The sequence below is a fragment of the Streptomyces sp. NPDC004051 genome (assembly GCF_053604275.1).
Genome location: NZ_JBSGHG010000066.1, coordinates 1 through 17,791 on the forward strand (window position 1 = coordinate 1; position 17,791 = coordinate 17,791).

The following is a 17,791-nucleotide window of genomic DNA, read 5'->3' on the forward strand; positions in this document are numbered from 1 at the left end:
CGAGATCGAGAAGAAGATCCTGGAGAAGCTCGGCGTCGGCGTGCGGCCCGAGGACCCGGCCGCCGCACAGGGCGCCGACACCGCCGGCGGCACCGGCCTCCCGACGGCGGCACCGGCCGACCACGCGGGGCTCCACCTGTAGGAGATCCAGATCCGCGTGAACGCCGGCGCCGGCCCGCGCGACTCACCGCCGTGTGGTCGAATCGTCCGTGGAGGGAAGACCGGATCCGGGAAGGGACCCGGAACCGGGCGTACGCCGCGCCCGCCTCGCGGTGGCCGGGTTCCGGGCGGTCTCCGGTGACAGCAGTGCCCCCGCGTCAAGGAGCCATCCATGAGCGACCGCGCCCCCCTCGTGCCGGACGGCCTCGACGGCATCCGCGCCCACCTCGAGGAGGTCTACCGGGACCTGCACCGGCACCCCGAACTCGGACTGCGGGAGCACCGCACCGCTGGAAAGGTGTCCGGGGCCCTGAGGTCGTTCGGCTACGAGGTCACCGACGGTGTCGGCGGGACCGGCGTGATCGGGATCCTGGAGAACGGGAACGGCCCGACCGTCATGGCGCGTGCCGACATGGACGCCCTCCCGGTGCGCGAACAGACCGGCCTGCCCTATGCCTCCACCGCGACCGTGACCGCCCCGGACGGCACCGAGCAGCCCGTCATGCACGCCTGCGGACACGACATGCACGTGACCTGCCTGCTGGGCTGCGCGCACCTGCTGGCAGAGAACCGCGACGACTGGCGGGGCACCTTCGTGGCGCTCTTCCAGCCCTCGGAGGAGAACGGCGACGGAGCCGATGCCATGATCGCCGACGGGCTGACGTCCAGGTCGCCCCGGCCCGACGTGGTGCTGGCCCAGCACGTGCTGCCCTATCCGGCCGGATACGTCGGCACCCGCCCCGGGCCGTTCCTGTCGGCGGCCGACAGCCTGCGCATCACCGTCCACGGACGGGGAGCGCACGGTTCCATGCCCCAGGCCGCGGTGGACCCCGTCGTGATGGCCGCGATGATCGTCGTACGTCTGCAGACCGTTGTCGCCCGGGAACTGGCGGCCACGACCCCGGCCGTGGTCACGGTCGGCAGCATCCACGCGGGCACCGGCCCCAACGTCATTCCCGACAGCGCCGTCATCGAGCTCAACGTGCGCACCTACGACGACGCCACGCGCAGCCACGTCCTGGACGCGATCACCCGGATCGTCCGTGCCGAGTGCGAGGCGTCCCGCTCGCCCGAGGAGCCCGAGATCGAGCGGACCACCTCCTTCCCGCCCACCGTCAACGACGAGGCGGCGACCCGTCGGGTCGCCGAGGCCTTCGCCGCACACTTCGGAGACGACGCGCACACCATCGACCTGCAGACCGCGAGCGAGGACATGAGCGAGATCCCCGGGGCGTTCGGGGTGCCGTTCACCTACTGGGGCATCGGATGCGTCGACCCCGGCCGCTACGCCGAGGCCGCCCGCAAGGGCACCCTCGACCAGGACATCCCCGTCAACCACAGTCCCGCGTTCGCCCCGCTCGTCCAGCCCACCCTGGACACCGGCGTCAGTGCCCTGACCGTGGCCGCCCTCGCCTGGCTCGGCGCCTGAGCGGTCAGTGGCGGCCCGGCCCGCCGCTGCCGAACCCGCCGCTGCCGCCCTCCTCCCAGCGGGGCCGTTCCTGGGAGGTACCGGTGCGGCTGCCGGAGCTGCCCCCGTGCAGGTCGTGCGGCAGCAGGCGGTCGTCGCCCCGGGGCATCTCGTCGGGCTCCCGGCGTTCACGGGTCTCACGCACCGGGCCGCCCTCGGGCATCCGGGGCTGTTCATCGGGGCGCGGCCTGGGTGAGTCCCCGCGCCCGACCCGGCGGCTGCCGACCGTGAACAGGCCGATCAACAGGCCCACGACCAGCACGGCCACCACGATCAGTCCGATGCCGATGGTGCCGCGGCTCGCGGCGAGGTCGGCCGAATCGGTCCAGGAGGTGTGCTTCAGGGTGTTCACCGCAGTACTCAGCATGGCTTCCGAGTGCCCGGAACCCGCCCGCCGAACCCTGCGGACGGATTCCACCGCATCCCCGCAGGGCGGCGGGTTTGACCGCCCGCGACCGGGGTTACCCGCGCGGCGTGACGACATCGCAGCAGGAGCTGTTCCGGTTTCTCGAGGACCGTTTCGCCTGCGCGCAGGCGTGCACGGAGTGCGCGCGGGCCTGCGCGGTGCGGGCGAGTCTCGTGGACCCGGACAGCGGCAGGGACCAGGAACTCGTGCGGCGCAGGGGCGTCATGTGCGCGGAGGTGTGCGACGCGACGTGCCGGGTGCTGTCCGAGGACGGCCAGGTGGACGAGACGACCATCCGGCTCCAGGTGGAGTGGTGCCGGCAGGTGTGCCTGGAGGGCGCGCACGTCTTCGACGGGCACCCCGGCGCGGAGCGCACGGCCGAGGCGTGCCGGGCCTGTGCACGCGCCTGCACGGACTTCCTCGCCACGCTGAACTGACGGCGAGGACGCCGGGACCGCCGCCGCACCGGGAGTCCCGGGGGAGGGGCGCGCCGCAAGATGCGGGCCCCGTACAGAATCGGGCGAGACATCGCCATACTGGACGGGCCAGGGGAGGGCGCGTTGGACATCGACGGGGGCGGGAGATGGGGGACAGCAGGCTGATCCACGGCCGGTACCGGCTGCTCGATCCGATCGGGCGGGGCGGCATGGGGGAGGTGTGGCGGGCACGCGACGAGTCACTCGGCAGACAGGTCGCCGTGAAGTGCCTCAAACCACTGAACGCCCACCACGACCACGCCTTCAGCCGGGTACTGCGTGAGCGGTTCCGGCGGGAGGCCCGGGTGGCGGCGTCCCTGCAGCACCGCGGGATCACCGTCGTGCACGACTTCGGCGAGTCCGACGGAGTGCTGTATCTGGTGATGGAGCTGCTGCAGGGACGTGACCTCAGCAAGCTCCTGGAGGAGAACAAGCAGCACCCGCTGCCGGTCGACGAGGTCGTGGAGATCGCCGAGCAGGTCGCCGCCGCCCTCGCCTACACCCATGACCAGGGCATCGTGCACCGGGACCTGAAGCCCGCCAACATCGTGCGGCTCGCCGACGGCACCGTGAAGATCTGCGACTTCGGCATAGCCCGCCTCGGCCACGACATCGGGTTCACGTCCCGGCTGACCGGCACCGGTGTCGCGATGGGCACGCCGCACTACATGTCGCCGGAGCAGATCAGCGGCACCGGGGTCGACCGGCGCAGCGACCTGTACTCCTTCGGCTGCGTGCTCTACGAGATCGCCACCGGGGTGCCCCCGTTCTTCGACCTCGACGACGCGTGGGCGATCCTCGTCGGCCACCGGGACACCCCGCCCCGGCCGCCGCGCGGTCACCGCGCCGAACTGCCCGAGCGGCTGGAGCGGATCATCCTCGACCTGCTGGCCAAGGAACCGGGCCGACGCCCCGACAGCGCACGCGAACTGGCCCGCCGGGTCGGCGCACTGCGGGCCGCGCCGAACCGGCTGCCGGTGCCGGCCGCGGTGACGGCCTGGCCGGAGCCCGCGGGCCCGACCGACGCGGGCGAACAGGTGGCCCTGCCGCCCCCGGCGGTCCAGGGGCCCGAACCGGTGGCGGGCGCGCCACGGCTGCCCTCCTGGACCCGCGGCATGACCGGCGGCCGCAAGGCGGTCGTCGCCGGAGCGCGCACCACGCCCCCGGCCCCGGCGGCCGGACTGTCCGGCGAGTGGATCGCCCGCCCCACGAGCGGCCGCGCCGAGCCGCCCCCGCAGGAGGAGCGGCCCGCCCCGTCGCCGGAGGCCCTGACCACCCTGGCCGGACGGCACAACGCGGGCCTGAGCCTCGGCCGCCTCGGCCGCTGGACGGAGGCGGGGGAGGTGCACCGCGCGGTCGCCGCGGAGCGCGAGCACCTCCTCGGCCCGGACCACCCCGACACCCTCGCCAGCCGCTACGAGGTCGCCTTCACCCTCAGCCGCACCGGCCGCGCCGCCGATGCGCTGCGCGCGTACAAGCACGTGGCCGAGGCCCGTATCCGCGCGCTCGGGCCCGACCACCCCGAGACCCTGGCCGCCCGTCAGGAAATGGCGTACGTCATGGCCCAGTCGGGCCGGCCCTTCGACGCCCACCAGGTCTATCTGTCGGTGCTCTCCGCCCGCGAGCGCACCATGGGGGCCGACCATCCCGACACCCTGCGCTGCCGGCACAACCTCGCCTTCAACCTCTCCAGACTCGGCCGTCTGGAGGACTCGTACAGCATGGCGTGCGAAGTGGCCGCCGCCCGCGCCCGGGTGCTCGGCCCCGACCATCCCGACACCCTGGTCACCCGCTACGAAGTCGCCTACACGCTCGGACAGCTGGGCCGGTGGGCGGAGGCCCTGGAGACCTACCGCGAGGTCGCCGGGACCCGCACGCGGGTCCTCGGCCCGGACCACCCCGACACGCTCGCCGCCCGCTACGAGACCGGCATCGGCCTGGGCCGGCTCGGCCGCACCGCACAGGCCCTCGACCTCTACCGGGGCCTGGTCGCGGACCGCACCCGGGTCCAGGGCCCCGCCCACCCCGAGACCCTGCGCGCCCGGCACGGCCTGGGCGTCAACCTCGGCCGGCTCGGACGCTGGACGGAGGCGCTCGCCGAGTCCCGCGCGGTGTGCGCCCTGCGCGAGGGGGCGCTCGGCGCCGACCATCCGGACACCCTGGTCAGCCGCCGTGAGGTCGCCGTCGGTCTGGGCTGGCTGGGCCGCTGGGCGGAAGCGCTCACCGAGTACCGCAAGGTGGCCGCCGGCCGGGAACGCGCCCTCGGCGCGGACCACCCCGACACCCTCACCGCCCGCGACGACGAGGCCCGCTGTCTGGAGCGGCTCGGCCACGGCGCCGCGGCCGCCGCGCTGCACCGCGAGGTGGCGGGACTGCGACGGCAGCGGGCCGCGGGCGGAGTGTGACGGCAGGGCGGGGCGGCGCGACGCCGTGGCCGAGGGGGGGCCCGCTGCCTGGTCGGCGCGGATCCGCACGTGCTACGAAGAACCACTTGACTTCCTCCTCCCGCCTAGCGGTGGGGGGTTCCAGCGGTCGCCCGCCGGGGTTCCTGCTTCACCGACGACCGCCCCGTCCGGGAGGACTCCCGTTGAGGTCTTACACCGTCTCCACAGGCAGACGCCGCCAGCCCGGCGGCCAGGATGTTGCGTGCCGCGTTCACATCGCGGTCGTGCACGGTGCCGCAGCCGCACGTCCACTCGCGGACGTTCAGCGGCAGCTTCTCGCGGACCGTGCCGCAGGCCCCGCACAGCTTCGAGCTGGGGAACCAGCGGTCGACCATGACGAGTTCGCGCCCGTACCAGGCGCACTTGTATTCCAGCATCATGCGTAGGTCCGTCCAGGCGGCGTCCGAGATGGCGCGCGCGAGCCTGCCGTTCTTCATCAGGTTGCGGACCGTGAGGTCCTCGATCACGACCGTTTGGTTCTCACGGACGAGACGAGTCGACAGCTTGTGCAGGAAGTCCCGGCGCCGGTCGGCGATCCGCGCGTGCACGCGGGCCACCTTCCGCCGGGCCTTGGCCCGGTTGGCCGAGCCCTTCGCCTTCCGGGACAGCTCCCGCTGCGCCTTGGCCAGCCGGGCGCGGTCGCGGCGCTCGTGCCGGGGGTTGGCGATCTTCTCCCCGGTGGACAGGGTCACCAGGGAGGTGATCCCGGCATCCAGGCCGACAGCCGCGCCGGTGGCGGGGGCCGGGGCGATGGTGTCCTCGACGAGCATCGAGACGAACCAGCGGCCCGCGCTGTCGCGGGAGACGGTCACCGTCGTGGGCTCCGCCCCCTGTGGGAGGGGGCGCGACCAGCGGATGTCCAGGGGCTCCGTCATCTTGGCCAGTGTCAGCTTCCCGTCGCGCCATGCAAAGGCGCTGCGGGTGTACTCGGCCGACGCGCGGGACTTCTTCCGGCTCTTGTAGCGCGGGTACTTGGCCCGCTTGGCGAAGAAGTTCGCGAACGCCGTCTGAAGGTGGCGGAGCGCCTGCTGGAGCGGGACGGAGGACACCTCAGCCAGGAAGGCGAGTTCTCCGGTCTTCTTCCACTCCGTCAGCGCGGCGGACGACTGCACGTAGGAGATCCGACGCTGCTCGCCGTACCAGGCCCGGGTGCGCTCCTCCAGCGCCTTGTTGTACACGAGGCGAACGCAGCCGAACGTGCGCGACAGCTCAGCCGTCTGCTCGTCCGTGGGGTAGAAGCGGTACTTGAATGCCCGCTTGACCTGCCGCGCCATGACTCACATTCTATCAGCTCCCGTGTGAGTCAAAGGTGTCGGCCGGTGATCGGCGGACGACGAATCGTCCCGGCGGCGATCCGGCTTTTCCTGCCCGGCTCCGCAGGTGTCCGTTTATCCCCCGCAGGGGGTGCCCCCACCCCGGCCTGAAGGCCGGGGTATCCACGAAGGAGTCCCGATGAGCGCAGACGAGGGAACCCGGACGTACGACGCCGTCATCGTCGGCGGAGGCCACAACGGTCTCGTCGCCGCCGCCTACCTGGCCCGGGCGGGACGCTCCGTCCTGGTGCTGGAGCGGCTGGACCGCACGGGCGGGGCGGCGGTCTCCACCCGGCCGTTCGCCGGTGTCGACGCACGGCTGTCCCGGTACTCGTACCTGGTCAGCCTGTTGCCCCGGAAGATCGTCCAGGACCTGGGGCTCGACTTCCGGGTACGCGCCCGCACCATCTCCTCCTACACCCCGGTCGAACGCGACGGACGGCCCACCGGACTGCTCGTCGGCGGCGGCGAACGGCGCACCCGCGAGGCGTTCGCCCGGCTGACCGGATCCGACCGCGAGTACCGGGCCTGGCAGCGTTTCTACGGCATGACCGGCCGCGTCGCCGAACGGGTCTTCCCCACCCTCACCGGACCGCTGCCCAGCCGCGAGGAGCTGCGCGAGGCGATCGACGACGAGGAGGCCTGGCGGACCTTGTTCGAGGAACCGATCGGGGTCGCCGTCGAGGAGCGCTTCACCGACGACCTCGTGCGGGGCGTGGTCCTCACCGACGCCCTCATCGGCACCTTCGCCGACGCCCACGACCCCACGCTCCAGCAGAACCGCTGCTTCCTCTACCACGTCATCGGCGGCGGCACCGGCGACTGGGACGTGCCGGTCGGCGGCATGGGCGCCCTCACCGACGCGCTGGCCGCCGCCGCGCGCGAGGCGGGCGCCGTCATCGCCACCGGTCACGAGGTGGTACGGATCGACACGGACGGCCGCACGGCCGAGGTCACCCACCGCACGGCCGACGGCGAGGGGGTCGCCGCCGCCCGGCACGTCCTGGTGAACGCCTCCCCGCGGGAGCTGGCGGCGCTGACCGGCGACACACCCCCCGCCCCGGCCGAGGGCGCCCAGCTCAAGGTGAACATGCTGCTCAAGCGGCTGCCCAGGCTGCGCGACAGCTCCGTCGACCCGCGCGAGGCGTTCGCCGGAACCTTCCACATCGCCGAGGGGTACGGGCAACTGGCCGCCGCGCACGCACAGGCCGCCGCCGGTGAACTGCCCGCCGCGCCGCCCTCCGAGATCTACTGCCACTCGCTCACCGACCCGACGATCCTCGGCCCGGACCTCGCCGCACAGGGCTACCAGACGCTCACCCTCTTCGGCCTGCACACCCCGGCCCGGCTGTTCGAACGGGACAACCGGGACAACAACGCCGTGCGGGAGGAGCTGCTGAAGTCGACGCTCGCCCAGCTCGACGCCCATCTGGCCGAACCGCTCGCCGACTGCCTGGCGACCGACGCGGACGGACGTCCGTGTCTGGAGGCGAAGACCCCGCTGGACCTGGACCGCGAACTCGGGCTGCCCGGCGGGAACATCTTCCACCGCCCGCTGTCCTGGCCCTATGCCCAGGACGGCACCGGCCGGTGGGGCGTGGAGACCCGGCACGCCAACGTCCTGCTGTGCGGCGCGGGCGCGGTGCGCGGCGGCGGGGTGAGCGGGGTGCCGGGGCACAACGCGGCCATGGCGGTCCTGGAGGCGGGCTGACGGGACGGGCCGAGGGGGGAGGGCCGGCGGTCAGGTGTCAGTCGGCCGACCGGTTCCACCCCACGGCCCGGACGCGTGCCGCGTCCGCCGGACGGACCTCGTCGAACAGCACGCCGTCGCCGGTCGCGACGCGCATCCCGTCGACGTACGCACCGCGCCCCACGTACAGCCGGTCCGTCGCACAGCGCCAGCGCAGGGTGAGGCTCCGCGCGGCGGGCAGGCCGGCGGTGAGCCCGTGCCAGACACGGCCCGACCAGCCGGTGGCGGTGCCCGAGGGGTGCCGCTGCGGCTCCCCGCCCCGGCGTTCCGTGGTGAACGGCACCGGCTGCCAGGTCGCGCCGCCGTCCACCGTGGCCTCCAGGGTGAGCACGTCGGAGCGCGGCTCGGTGTCCCACCACAGGGCGCAGCGCAGCCGCGCGCCGCCGGACGAGGTGTCCAGCGCGGGCAGGGTGAGGGTCGCCGTCGTCGAACTCGCCATCCCGGAGAACCAGGCCGTGCGTCCCCGCGCCGGGCGGACCGGGACCGCGCGGGCCAACCGGTTCGCGGCGGCCACCCGGGGAGCCGACCCCGAACGCCAACTACGTACGGGATGAACCGAGTTGCCGAGCACGACGAGGAACGAGTCGGTGGTCGGATCGAGCACCAGCGCGGTGCCGGTGAAACCGGTGTGGCCCGCCGTGCGCGGGGTGGCCATCGCCCCCATGTACCAGTGCTGGTACAGCTCGAAGCCCAGGCCGTGCTCGTCCCCGGGGAAGTCGGTGTTGAAGTCGGTGAACATCAGCTCCACCGACTCCGGTCCCAGCACGCGGGCCCGGCCGTAGCGGCCGCCGTTGAGCAGGGTCCGCCCGAGCACGGCCAGGTCCCAGGCGCACGAGAACACGCCCGCGTGGCCCGCGACCCCGCCCAGGCTGTGGGCGTTCTCGTCGTGCACCTCGCCCCACACCAGCCCCCGGTCGAGACCGGACCAGGGCGGGCGGGCGTCCTCGGTGGCGGCGATCCGCGGTCTCCAGGAGGCGGGCGGGTTGTAGCGGGTGCGCCGCATGCCCAGCGGACCGGTGAGGTCGTCACGGAGCAGGACGTCCAGGGTGCGGCCGGTGACCTGCTCCAGCACCAGCTGGAGCGAGATCAGGTTCAGGTCCGAGTACGCGTACGCCGTGCCCGGAGGGCCGATCGGCGCCTCGTCGAGGACGAGCCGGACGCGCTCCTCGTACGTGGGCGCGTCGTAGAGCGGGATCCAGGGACGGAGGCCCGAAGTGTGCGTGAGCAGTTGACGGATCGTCACCTCCGCCTTGCCGGCGCGGCCGAAGTCCGGCAGGTACGAGGCGACGGCCGCCTCCAGCTCCAGGGCCCCCCGTTCGATCTGCTGCACGGCGAGGACGGAGGTGAACAGCTTCGACACCGAGGCCAGATCGAAGACGGTGTCCACGGCCATGGGGATCTGCCGGTCCGCCGGGAACTCGACGCCGGTGTCGGTCTCCTCGTCGTACGCCCGGTAGCGCACGGCCATGCCGATGGGCCGGTGGAGCGCGACGGTGCCGCCGCGTCCGGCGAGCAGCACGGCGCCCGCGTACCAGGGGTGTTCGGGGGACGGGCCGAGGAACGCCTCGGCGTCGGTGACGAGTCGCTCCAGATGCTCCGCGAGCAGGCCGGCCTGCCGGGCCGATCCGTGCCGCAGGGTCGGACGCCCGCTGCCCGACGCCGCCTGCGGCGAGGCCGCCGCCGCGGGACCGGCCGGGAGGGAGGCGAAGGCCAGGGCGCCGCCCAGAACCAGTGCGCGCCCGCCGAGTTGCCGGCGAGTGGGACCGCTCGACCCTGCGTCCGTCATGGGGGTTCCTCCCGTGTCGTGGCCGCGGGCGGCCTGAAAGAATCTTCCGGGAATCGCCTTGCGGGGTGAAACTTTCCTGTCAGGTGCGGGATGTGTCAATGGGGCGTACGCGGTCGCGGGAGGAGCCGAAGTCCTTGACCTCCCCGGCCGGTCGACCGAGGATCAACTGTCATGACGCCCGGACACGGAAGCACGGTCGACGGAATCCTGCGACGCAGCGCCCGGCGCACTCCGGCGCGCACCGCCGTCGAGTACGGCGACCGCACCTGGACCTACGACGCGCTCGACACCGCCGTCTCGGCCGCGGCGAGCGTCCTGCTGGCGGAGGGGCTGTCCCCCGGGGACCGGGTCGGCGCCTACGGCCACAACTCCGACGCCTACCTGATCGGCTTCCTCGCCTGCGCCCGCGCGGGCCTGGTGCACGTACCGGTCAACCAGAACCTGACCGGCGACGACCTCGCCTACCTGATCGGCCAGTCCGGCAGCACACTCGTCCTCACCGACCCCGACCTCGCCGGACGGCTCCCGGACGGGGTGCGGGCGCTGCCCCTGCGCGACGCCGACGGCTCGCTGCTCGACCTGCTGGCCGGCGCGCCCGCGTACGACGGCCCCGAGCCGCGCTCCGAGGACCTGGTGCAACTGCTGTACACCTCCGGCACCACCGCCCGGCCCAAGGGCGCGATGATGACGCACCGCGCACTGGTGCACGAGTACCTGAGCGCCATCACCGCCCTCGACCTCGGCGCGGGCGACCTCCCCGTGCACTCGCTCCCGCTCTACCACTCGGCGCAGATGCACGTCTTCCTGCTGCCCTACCTCGCGGTCGGCGCGACCAACGTCATCCTCGACGCGCCCGACGGCGACCGGATCCTCGACCTGATCGAGGCGGGCCGCGCGGACAGCCTGTTCGCCCCGCCCACGGTCTGGATCGCCCTGTCGAACCGCCCCGACTTCGCCACCCGCGACCTGAGCGGACTGCGCAAGGCGTACTACGGGGCGTCCGTCATGCCGGCGCCGGTCCTGGAGCGGCTGACGCGGCGGCTGCCGGACCTGGCGCTCTACAACTGCTTCGGGCAGAGCGAGATCGGCCCGCTGGCCACCGTCCTGGGTCCCGACGAGCACAAGGGGCGCACGGACTCCTGCGGGCGGCCCGTCCTGTTCGTGGACGCGCGGGTGGTCGACGAGGACGGCAAGGACGTGCCCGACGGGACACCCGGCGAGATCGTCTACCGGTCGCCGCAACTGTGCGAGGGGTACTGGGACAAGCCCGAGGAGACCGCCGAGGCCTTCCGCGACGGCTGGTTCCACTCCGGGGACCTCGCGGTGCGCGACGCCCACGGCTACCTCACCGTCGTCGACCGGGTGAAGGACGTCATCAACTCCGGTGGCGTCCTGGTCGCCTCACGGCAGGTCGAGGACGCGCTGTACACGCACGAGGCGGTCGCCGAGGCCGCCGTGATCGGCCTCCCCGACGAGCGCTGGGTGGAGGCCGTCACGGCGGTCGTCGTCGCGCGCGGCGAGACCACCGAGGAGGAGCTGATCGCGCATGCGCGCGAACGGCTCTCGTCCTTCAAGGCGCCGAAGAGGGTCCTGTTCGTGGACGAACTGCCGCGCAACGCCAGCGGGAAGATCCTCAAACGGGAGCTGCGCCACCGCTTCACCGGATGAGCGCGGCACGGCCCGCGCCGACGCGGGCCGTGACCGGGCGGGACCGCTCAGCCGGCGGCACCCTGGGGGCCGTACGCCGTCATGAAGCGGTCCCGGAAGGCGTCCATGCCCCAACGCGGCGCGTCCGGGGCGGGTTTGAGGCCCTCGGTCCAGTTCCAGTCGGCCACCCGGTCCAGGACCTTCGGATCCTTGGCGACGATGCTGATCGGCACGTCCTTGCCGGTGTCCCCGGCGGTGACGGTCGGGACCGGCTGGTGGTCGCCGAGGAAGACCAGCACCGTGTCCTCGTCGCCGTACCGCTCCATCCACCCGACCAGGCTCCGCAGCGAGTACTCGATGGACTTGCGGTACTCGGTGCGTACCCTCTCCGGGTCCTGCCAGACCTCCTTGGGGTCGGTGCCCTCCTTCTTGATCTGGTGGAACACGGAGCCGTCGCCGAGGTCGTCCCAGTCGATCATGCGGGCGTTGGGGGACCACGGGTTGTGGCTGGAGGCGAGGATGATCTCCGCCATGATCGGCCGGCGGTCCTTCTGGCCGTGCTCCAGGCGCTCGAAGGCCTCCAGGCTGAACTGGTCGGGCACCGGCGTCCAGCTGAAGTACGGTCCCTGGTAGCCGAGGTGCTCGGAGTCGTAGATGTGGTCCAGGCCGAAGTACTTGCCCTCCGGCCAGGCCCGCCGCACCCCGGGCACGATGCCGACGGTGCGCCAGTCACCGGCCTTGCGGAAGTAGCTGGTGAGGGTCATGCGGTCGCTGGTGGTGAGGCTGCGGTAGCGCTGCTGGTTCTTGATCCACAGGCCGGACAGGAAGGTGGAGTGGGCGAGCCAGCTGCCCGCGCCCGTCACCGGTGACTTGAGCCAGCCGCTGCGCGACGCGAAACCGGCGGCCTCCAGAGTGTCGGTGCCCTCCTTCAGCGTCGCGTCGATCGGCTCCGCCATCGCCGGGTCGTCGATCGCGACCCGGCCGTAGCTCTCGATGAACGTGAACAGGACGTCCTTGCCGCGCAGTCCCGTGAACAGCTGGTCGGGCGGAGTGTCGGCGAAGGCGTCGGCCGCGGCCTGCTGCCTGAAGACCCGTCCGTCCTTGATGCCCGCGCGCATCTGCTCCACCCGGTTGCCCAGCATCTCCGCGGTGCCCCTGGTGGCCAGCGGGACGCCGGTGACCTGCACGCCGAGAGTGACGCAGGTGATCCACGCGACGCCGAGGACCAGCGTGGTGCGGACGGCGGCGGGACGGTGGCGTGTCATCAGGTGCGTGATCCGCACCGCCGCCAGCGTCATCAGCACCAGCAGGGCGACGAACAGGACGATCAGCCCGATCACGGCGAGGACCTGCCCGCCCCGGCCGAACGACTCCCGTACGAAATCCGCCGCGTGCTCGAACAGGATCCAGTCGAGCACCAGGTCGAACGGCCGGGCCAGTACCTGGTAGAAGCCCATGTCCACCATCTTCAGGACGGTGAGCAGCCCGAGCAGGACGCCCGAGACCACCGCGGCGATCCGCCGGGGCTTCGGCGGCAGCGCCAGCAGCAGGGCCGCCAGCAGGATCCCCTCGGCCGGGAGACGGAGGAACGCATCGAACGTGAGCCGCTCCACCCGGTTCGGCACGAGGAGGGCGAAGACCAGGAGCGCCCCGGCCAGCACGGTCGTCCCGACCGCGACACCGCGGGCCGTACGCGGGTGACGCCCGCGCAGGCGCTCCCAGCGGGAGGGAGCCGCCTCCTCGGGCGCCTCCCCGGCCGCCTCGCCGGAGGCGGTGGGACCGTCGTCCGGGTCCGCCCCGCCCCCGGTGGTCTCCGACAGCTGACGGGAGCGAGTGAAGAGCTGCACCCGGGGGTCCTTCCGTGCGGTACTGCGATGGCATGGCAAACCGGGCCCGGTGAACGGGCCTGCCGCCATCAGTACGTTCGCACGTCACCCCGCGTTCAACCGCGCCCGCGGGGATCCGGCCGGCCCGGATCCACACGCCCGGCTCCGCCCGGCCCCACCCGTCCGCCGCGCCCCGGAAACGGACGCCGACGTGACCTGTCGGGGGCCGGAACCGATCGCTACGCCGGCCGCGGACGACGGAAAACGGGAGGAGCACGGACGTGGCCGACAGCACCACCCAGCAGCGACCGCTCACCGGCTGGGACAAGCCCGACCTGGACCTCAGCAACGCGCAGTGGCAGCCCGGCAGCCGAGGCCTGGGGGATGTCCAGATCGCCTTCGTGGAGGGTTTCATCGCCCTGCGCAACAGCGGCCGCCCGCAGAGTCCTTCACTGATCTTCACCCCGGCCGAGTGGGGTGCGTTCGTCTCGGGGGCCCGGGAGGGGGAGTTCGACCTGACGTGAGCCGGGCGCGCACGCCCCGCCGCGGGGCGGAACGACCGTGGGCCGGGTGTGGCCGTCGACACTTCCGGACGGACGACCGGGGGTACCCTTCCGGGACCGGGCCCGAGCCGGATGGGTCCGGGAACGTGCGGGTCGTGGCCCGGAAGTGAGGAACCCCATGAGCACCCAGCCGGTCGTCGCGGCGGTCGACGGTTCGGACGACAGTCTGCGCGCCCTGGAGTGGGCCGTCGACGCCGCGCGCCGGCGTGCGGCCCCGCTGAGGGTGGTGCACGTCCGTCAGTACGCCGCCTGGGGCCAGCCCGAGGTGCTGGCCGCCGGACCGCCCGCCCCCGAGGAGGACCCGGTCCTCGATCTGGTCCGCGCACGGCTGGCGGGACGGACCGGGCTGCCCGCCGTCGAGTTCGTCGCCCTGGACGGGGCCCCCGGCGCCCTCCTCCCCGAACTCGGCACCACCGCGCAGCTGCTGGTGCTCGGCTCCCGGGGCCGCGGCGGGTTCGCCAGTCTGCTGCTCGGCTCCAACTCCCTGGCCGCGGCCCGGGACGCCGAGTGCCCCGTCGTCGTGGTGCCCCGGCCCGGACGGGGGTCCGGAACCGACGCCGACACACCCGCCGGCACCGACGAGGACGGCCCGTTCGTGGTCGTCGGACTGAACGTCGACAGCCCCGACGAAGCCACCCTCGCTCACGCCTTCGAGGAGGCCGCCCTGCGCGGGGCCCGGCTCCGGATCGTCGCCGCCTACCCGTGGCCCCCGCAGACCTGGATGCTGCCCGGGGAGATGCCGGCGCCGCAGATCGACCAGGGCGCCGTCGAGCACGAGTCCCGGACCCTCGCCCGCGGATGCCTCGCCCCGCACCGTGAACGGCGCCCCGAAGTCGTCGCCGAGGTCCTGGTACTGCCCGGTGACGCCGCCGGACACCTGGTCGCGGCCTCCCGGAACGCCGAGCTGGTCGTCGTGGGGCGCCACCGGCGACGCCTGCTGGCACCGGCCCGCATGATGGGCTCCGTCACCCAGGCCGTCCTGCTGCACGCGGCCGGCCCCGTCGCGGTCGTGCCGCCGGCGCCCCCGGAGGAGTAGCTTCCGCAGCGCGCCCGCCCCCGGGGAACGGCGGGCGTCGCCCGGACGCCCGTCGGCGGGTGCGGGCACGTACCATTGCGGCATGTCGTTCCTCCGCCGCCGCAGCGCCACTCCCGCCGGGCCCGACTTCGACGTACTGGCCATGGACCCGGGCGACTGGCCCGGAAACCTGGGCGCCGGCCTGCTGCCCGCCCCCGACGGCACCTGCCAGGGCGTCTTCCTGCGCTACGACCTGTTCGGAGGCCGCGGCCCCGCCATGATCATCGGCAATCTGCCGGAGGGCTCCGCGGCCCGGGAGGTCGCCGAGGGCGAGGTCCCCTTCGAGGTGGGACAGCTGCTGCTGGCGCTGGAGAACGACGAGGAGGTGACCGTCGTCGGCACCGAGGACGTGCCCGTGATGCAGGGCGACAACCTGCTGATCGTGCGCCGCGTGAAGCTCTCCGAGAGCCGGATCTCCTGCGTGCAGTTCGACCGCAGCGACAACGTCCTGGTCACCATCGCCGCCTGGGACCGTCCCATCACCGACGACCTGTACACCCTCCTCAAGCCGCTGCCCGCGGAACTGTTCCAGCAGGGCTGACCCGGACCGGAGCGGCGCCGCGGCGCTACGAGGACCTCACCGTCACGTCCGCCGCCCGCACGAAGGCGATCCGGTGGCCGTACTGGATCTGGTGGTACAGGTCCTCGCCCCGGACCACCCGGTGCGAGGCCTCGTCGAAGGTCACCGCGTACAGGTACTCGCCGGGCACCTGGCCCGCGGTGACGTACTCCTGGCCCTTCGGCAGCCGGTACGGCAGGGGGGCCACCTGCTGCACGGGCACCTCCGCCGGATAGGCGGCCTCCTCCGGGTAGGCACGCCCGTACACCGGCACGGAGTCCAGACCCTCCCTCGGGGTCACGACCCGGCCCGCGGCGGGCACCGCGGTGGGCCGGGTCGGGGGGTTCCTGAACCAGGCCTTCTGCCCCAGGTACCAGATGGCGGTCCAGTCGCCCCACCGGTCGGCCACCGCGTACTGCTGGCCGGTCGACACCCGTGAGGACAGGTCGTTCACCCCGGTCGTCGGGACCGAACCCAGAGCACCGTCCCTGATCAGGGGGGACTTCTCGTCGTGGTCGGAGTACAGGCGCACCGCGCTGGACCCGTGCGCCGCGCACGGCTCGCCGGCGCTCCCGCAGCCCGTGAACACCGGGCCGTGGACGGCGTAGTCGGGACGGATCGTCACCAGTGCGCCGTCCCCGCCGGCGGTTGCCTCGAAGGGCCGGCCCAACAGCGCGAAGTAGTGCGCCCAGTCCCAGTAGGGCCCGGGATCGGTGTGCATGCCGGACACGGCCTGAGCGGTCGGACCGGGCACGGTGTCGTGCCCCAGGATGTGCTGCCGGTCCAGGGGGATGTCGTACTTCTCGGCGAGATACCGCACCAGGCGGGCCGAGGAACGGTACATCGCCTCGGTGTACCAGGCGTCGGGCTCCGTCAGGAAGCCCTCGTGCTCCAGCCCGATCGACCCGGCGTTGACGTACCAGTTGCCCGCGTGCCAGGCGATGTCCCTGGCCTTCACGTGCTGGGCGATGTGACCGTCGGTCGAGCGCAGACTGTAGTTCCACGACACATAGGCGGGATCCCGCACCATGTCGAGAACGCCCTCCCAGGCGCCCTGGGTGTCATGGACGACGATGTACCGGACAGGGTGCGAGACAGGCCGGTTCCCCAGGTCGTGGTTGCCGTAGTCGCCGTCCCCGAACTCCTCGTGCGGTGCCGGGACCCACTCGCAGGACACCGTCCCGGGACACTCCGTCGCGGCGGTGGAGGCGGTACGCAGACCGGCGCGGGCCAGTGCGGACCGGTCCGGGACGAGGTCCGCGCGGGCGGCCAGGGCGACCTCCTGCCCCGCGTCCGTGACGCGCCGCGCACCGGCGCGGATCACCTCGTAGACGTCGTTCGCGTACGCCGCCGCCGACGCCGTGTCGTCCGCCCCGGAGAAACGGGCCACCGCGCCGTACCAGTCGGCCGGGTCCTCGCTCGGCGGCCGGCCCAGCTCCCGCTGGGCCTCGGCCAGCAGCGCGGCGCCGCCCGCCACGTTCGCGGCCGGGTCCGCACGCAGCCGCGCGGCGCTCAGCCCGGTCAGCCCGGCCGCCCTCGGCAGGGTGGCCAGACGGTCCGGGACCGCGCCGGTGCGCGGCAGCCGCGGGTCGGAGCGCACTGCCTCGGCACTTTGCTTCCCGGGCCGCAGCACGGGGCGGGCGCCGTCACCCCGGGGATCCTCCGCCCCCTCGTCCTGACGTGACGTCGCCGCCGCCAGCGCGGTACGGGCGTCCGTGAGGTGCATCGGACCGTAGCCGCCGGTCACACTCGGCGCTCCGTCGTGCGTGTCCCAGCGGGACTGGAGGTAGGAGACGCCCAGCAGCACGCTCCGCGGCACCTCGTACGCGGCGGCCGCGGCACTGAACGCCCGCTGCAGCCGGGTCGCGTCCGGTGGGGTCGGTTCAGGGCGGGCCCCGGACGGGGCCGCGCCGAGCAGCGGCAGCGTGAGCGCCGCCGCGGCCAGGGCGCCGGTGGTGCGGCGGGAACGGCGATGCCCGGCCGCCGCACGGCCGGGTTCGGTGGGGAGAGCTCCTCGCAACACAGTCTCCTGGGGCGATCGGTCGGGACGAACCGCGCGGGATCGGCGGTCGGACGGTAGTACCGGTGTGCCGATGATCCGTCAATCATGCCCAGGCGAAGCGGAATTTCCCGGCAATCCGGGCCGCGGGTCGTGGCGGCGGGCCAGGGCCCCGGTGCGGTCGGAACGCGGGGAGCGCGCGGGGACGGGTGAGAGGTCCGCGGCGTCTTCCGAAGGGGAAGGTGGGCGGGGCGCGTGGTGAACACGCTGCACGACGAGGCGCAGTTCGAGAAGACGGCGCGTTCCGACGCCTTCGCGGC

At 73.3% G+C, this 17,791-nt stretch carries 13 protein-coding genes; 8 read left to right on the plus strand and 5 right to left on the minus strand.

Features of this window, described 5'->3' with window-relative positions; genetic code table 11:
- Positions 1-331: 331 nt before the first annotated feature.
- Complete coding sequence (locus ACWEQO_RS33945; protein WP_452986388.1) at positions 332-1,588, plus strand: M20 family metallopeptidase; 1,257 nt, start codon at positions 332-334, stop codon at positions 1,586-1,588.
- 4 nt (positions 1,589-1,592) lie between these two features.
- Here ACWEQO_RS33945 and ACWEQO_RS33950 read toward each other — a convergent pair whose 3' ends face one another.
- Positions 1,593-1,970, minus strand: a complete 378-nt coding sequence (locus ACWEQO_RS33950) for a DUF6479 family protein (protein WP_361462751.1) — start codon at positions 1,968-1,970, stop codon at positions 1,593-1,595.
- Positions 1,971-2,101: 131 nt separating this feature from the next.
- Here ACWEQO_RS33950 and ACWEQO_RS33955 point away from each other — a divergent pair, with 131 nt between their 5' ends.
- Both ACWEQO_RS33955 and ACWEQO_RS33960 read left to right on the plus strand, forming a co-directional pair.
- On the plus strand, positions 2,102-2,470 hold the full coding sequence (locus tag ACWEQO_RS33955) for a ferredoxin (RefSeq protein WP_361462747.1): 369 nt from the start codon (positions 2,102-2,104) through the stop codon (positions 2,468-2,470).
- A gap of 146 nt (positions 2,471-2,616) precedes the next feature.
- A complete protein-coding gene (locus ACWEQO_RS33960) occupies positions 2,617-4,914 on the plus strand; it encodes a tetratricopeptide repeat protein (protein WP_452986389.1) in 2,298 nt (765 codons plus the stop codon).
- A gap of 104 nt (positions 4,915-5,018) precedes the next feature.
- Here the strand turns inward: ACWEQO_RS33960 and ACWEQO_RS33965 are convergent, their stop codons facing one another.
- Positions 5,019-6,227 (minus strand): RNA-guided endonuclease InsQ/TnpB family protein, encoded by a 1,209-nt coding sequence (locus ACWEQO_RS33965; RefSeq protein WP_361462742.1) that lies wholly within the window; start codon positions 6,225-6,227, stop codon positions 5,019-5,021.
- Between the two features lie 178 nt (positions 6,228-6,405).
- Here ACWEQO_RS33965 and ACWEQO_RS33970 point away from each other — a divergent pair, with 178 nt between their 5' ends.
- Positions 6,406-7,977 carry a phytoene desaturase family protein gene (locus ACWEQO_RS33970; RefSeq protein ID WP_361462740.1) on the plus strand — a complete coding sequence of 524 codons (1,572 nt, stop codon included), beginning with the start codon at positions 6,406-6,408 and terminating at the stop codon, positions 7,975-7,977.
- A gap of 37 nt (positions 7,978-8,014) precedes the next feature.
- On the opposite strand, the gene ACWEQO_RS33975 is transcribed toward ACWEQO_RS33970, so the two are convergent.
- Positions 8,015-9,802: a serine hydrolase gene (locus tag ACWEQO_RS33975; RefSeq protein ID WP_452986390.1), complete on the minus strand. Its 1,788-nt coding sequence runs from the start codon at positions 9,800-9,802 to the stop codon at positions 8,015-8,017.
- Positions 9,803-9,973: 171 nt separating this feature from the next.
- Between ACWEQO_RS33975 and ACWEQO_RS33980 the strand changes: the two genes are divergently transcribed.
- Positions 9,974-11,470: an acyl-CoA synthetase gene (locus ACWEQO_RS33980; RefSeq protein ID WP_361462734.1), complete on the plus strand. Its 1,497-nt coding sequence runs from the start codon at positions 9,974-9,976 to the stop codon at positions 11,468-11,470.
- Between the two features lie 47 nt (positions 11,471-11,517).
- On the opposite strand, the gene ACWEQO_RS33985 is transcribed toward ACWEQO_RS33980, so the two are convergent.
- Positions 11,518-13,296, minus strand: a complete 1,779-nt coding sequence (locus ACWEQO_RS33985; RefSeq protein WP_452986391.1) for a sulfatase — start codon at positions 13,294-13,296, stop codon at positions 11,518-11,520.
- A 260-nt stretch (positions 13,297-13,556) separates the two neighbouring features.
- On the opposite strand from ACWEQO_RS33985, the gene ACWEQO_RS33990 reads away from it, so the two are divergent.
- The 3 genes from ACWEQO_RS33990 (at position 13,557) to ACWEQO_RS34000 (ending at position 15,454) form a co-directional block, all read left to right on the plus strand.
- Positions 13,557-13,799, plus strand: coding sequence for a DUF397 domain-containing protein (locus ACWEQO_RS33990; protein ID WP_279337558.1), 243 nt, complete (start codon positions 13,557-13,559; stop codon positions 13,797-13,799).
- 157 nt (positions 13,800-13,956) lie between these two features.
- A complete protein-coding gene (locus ACWEQO_RS33995) occupies positions 13,957-14,874 on the plus strand; it encodes a universal stress protein (RefSeq protein ID WP_361462728.1) in 918 nt (305 codons plus the stop codon).
- An 82-nt stretch (positions 14,875-14,956) separates the two neighbouring features.
- Positions 14,957-15,454, plus strand: a complete 498-nt coding sequence (locus tag ACWEQO_RS34000) for a glycosyltransferase family protein (protein WP_361462726.1) — start codon at positions 14,957-14,959, stop codon at positions 15,452-15,454.
- 25 nt (positions 15,455-15,479) lie between these two features.
- On the opposite strand, the gene ACWEQO_RS34005 is transcribed toward ACWEQO_RS34000, so the two are convergent.
- Positions 15,480-17,492 carry an N-acetylmuramoyl-L-alanine amidase gene (locus ACWEQO_RS34005; protein ID WP_452986392.1) on the minus strand — a complete coding sequence of 671 codons (2,013 nt, stop codon included), beginning with the start codon at positions 17,490-17,492 and terminating at the stop codon, positions 15,480-15,482.
- Between the last annotated feature and the right edge of the window lie 299 nt (positions 17,493-17,791).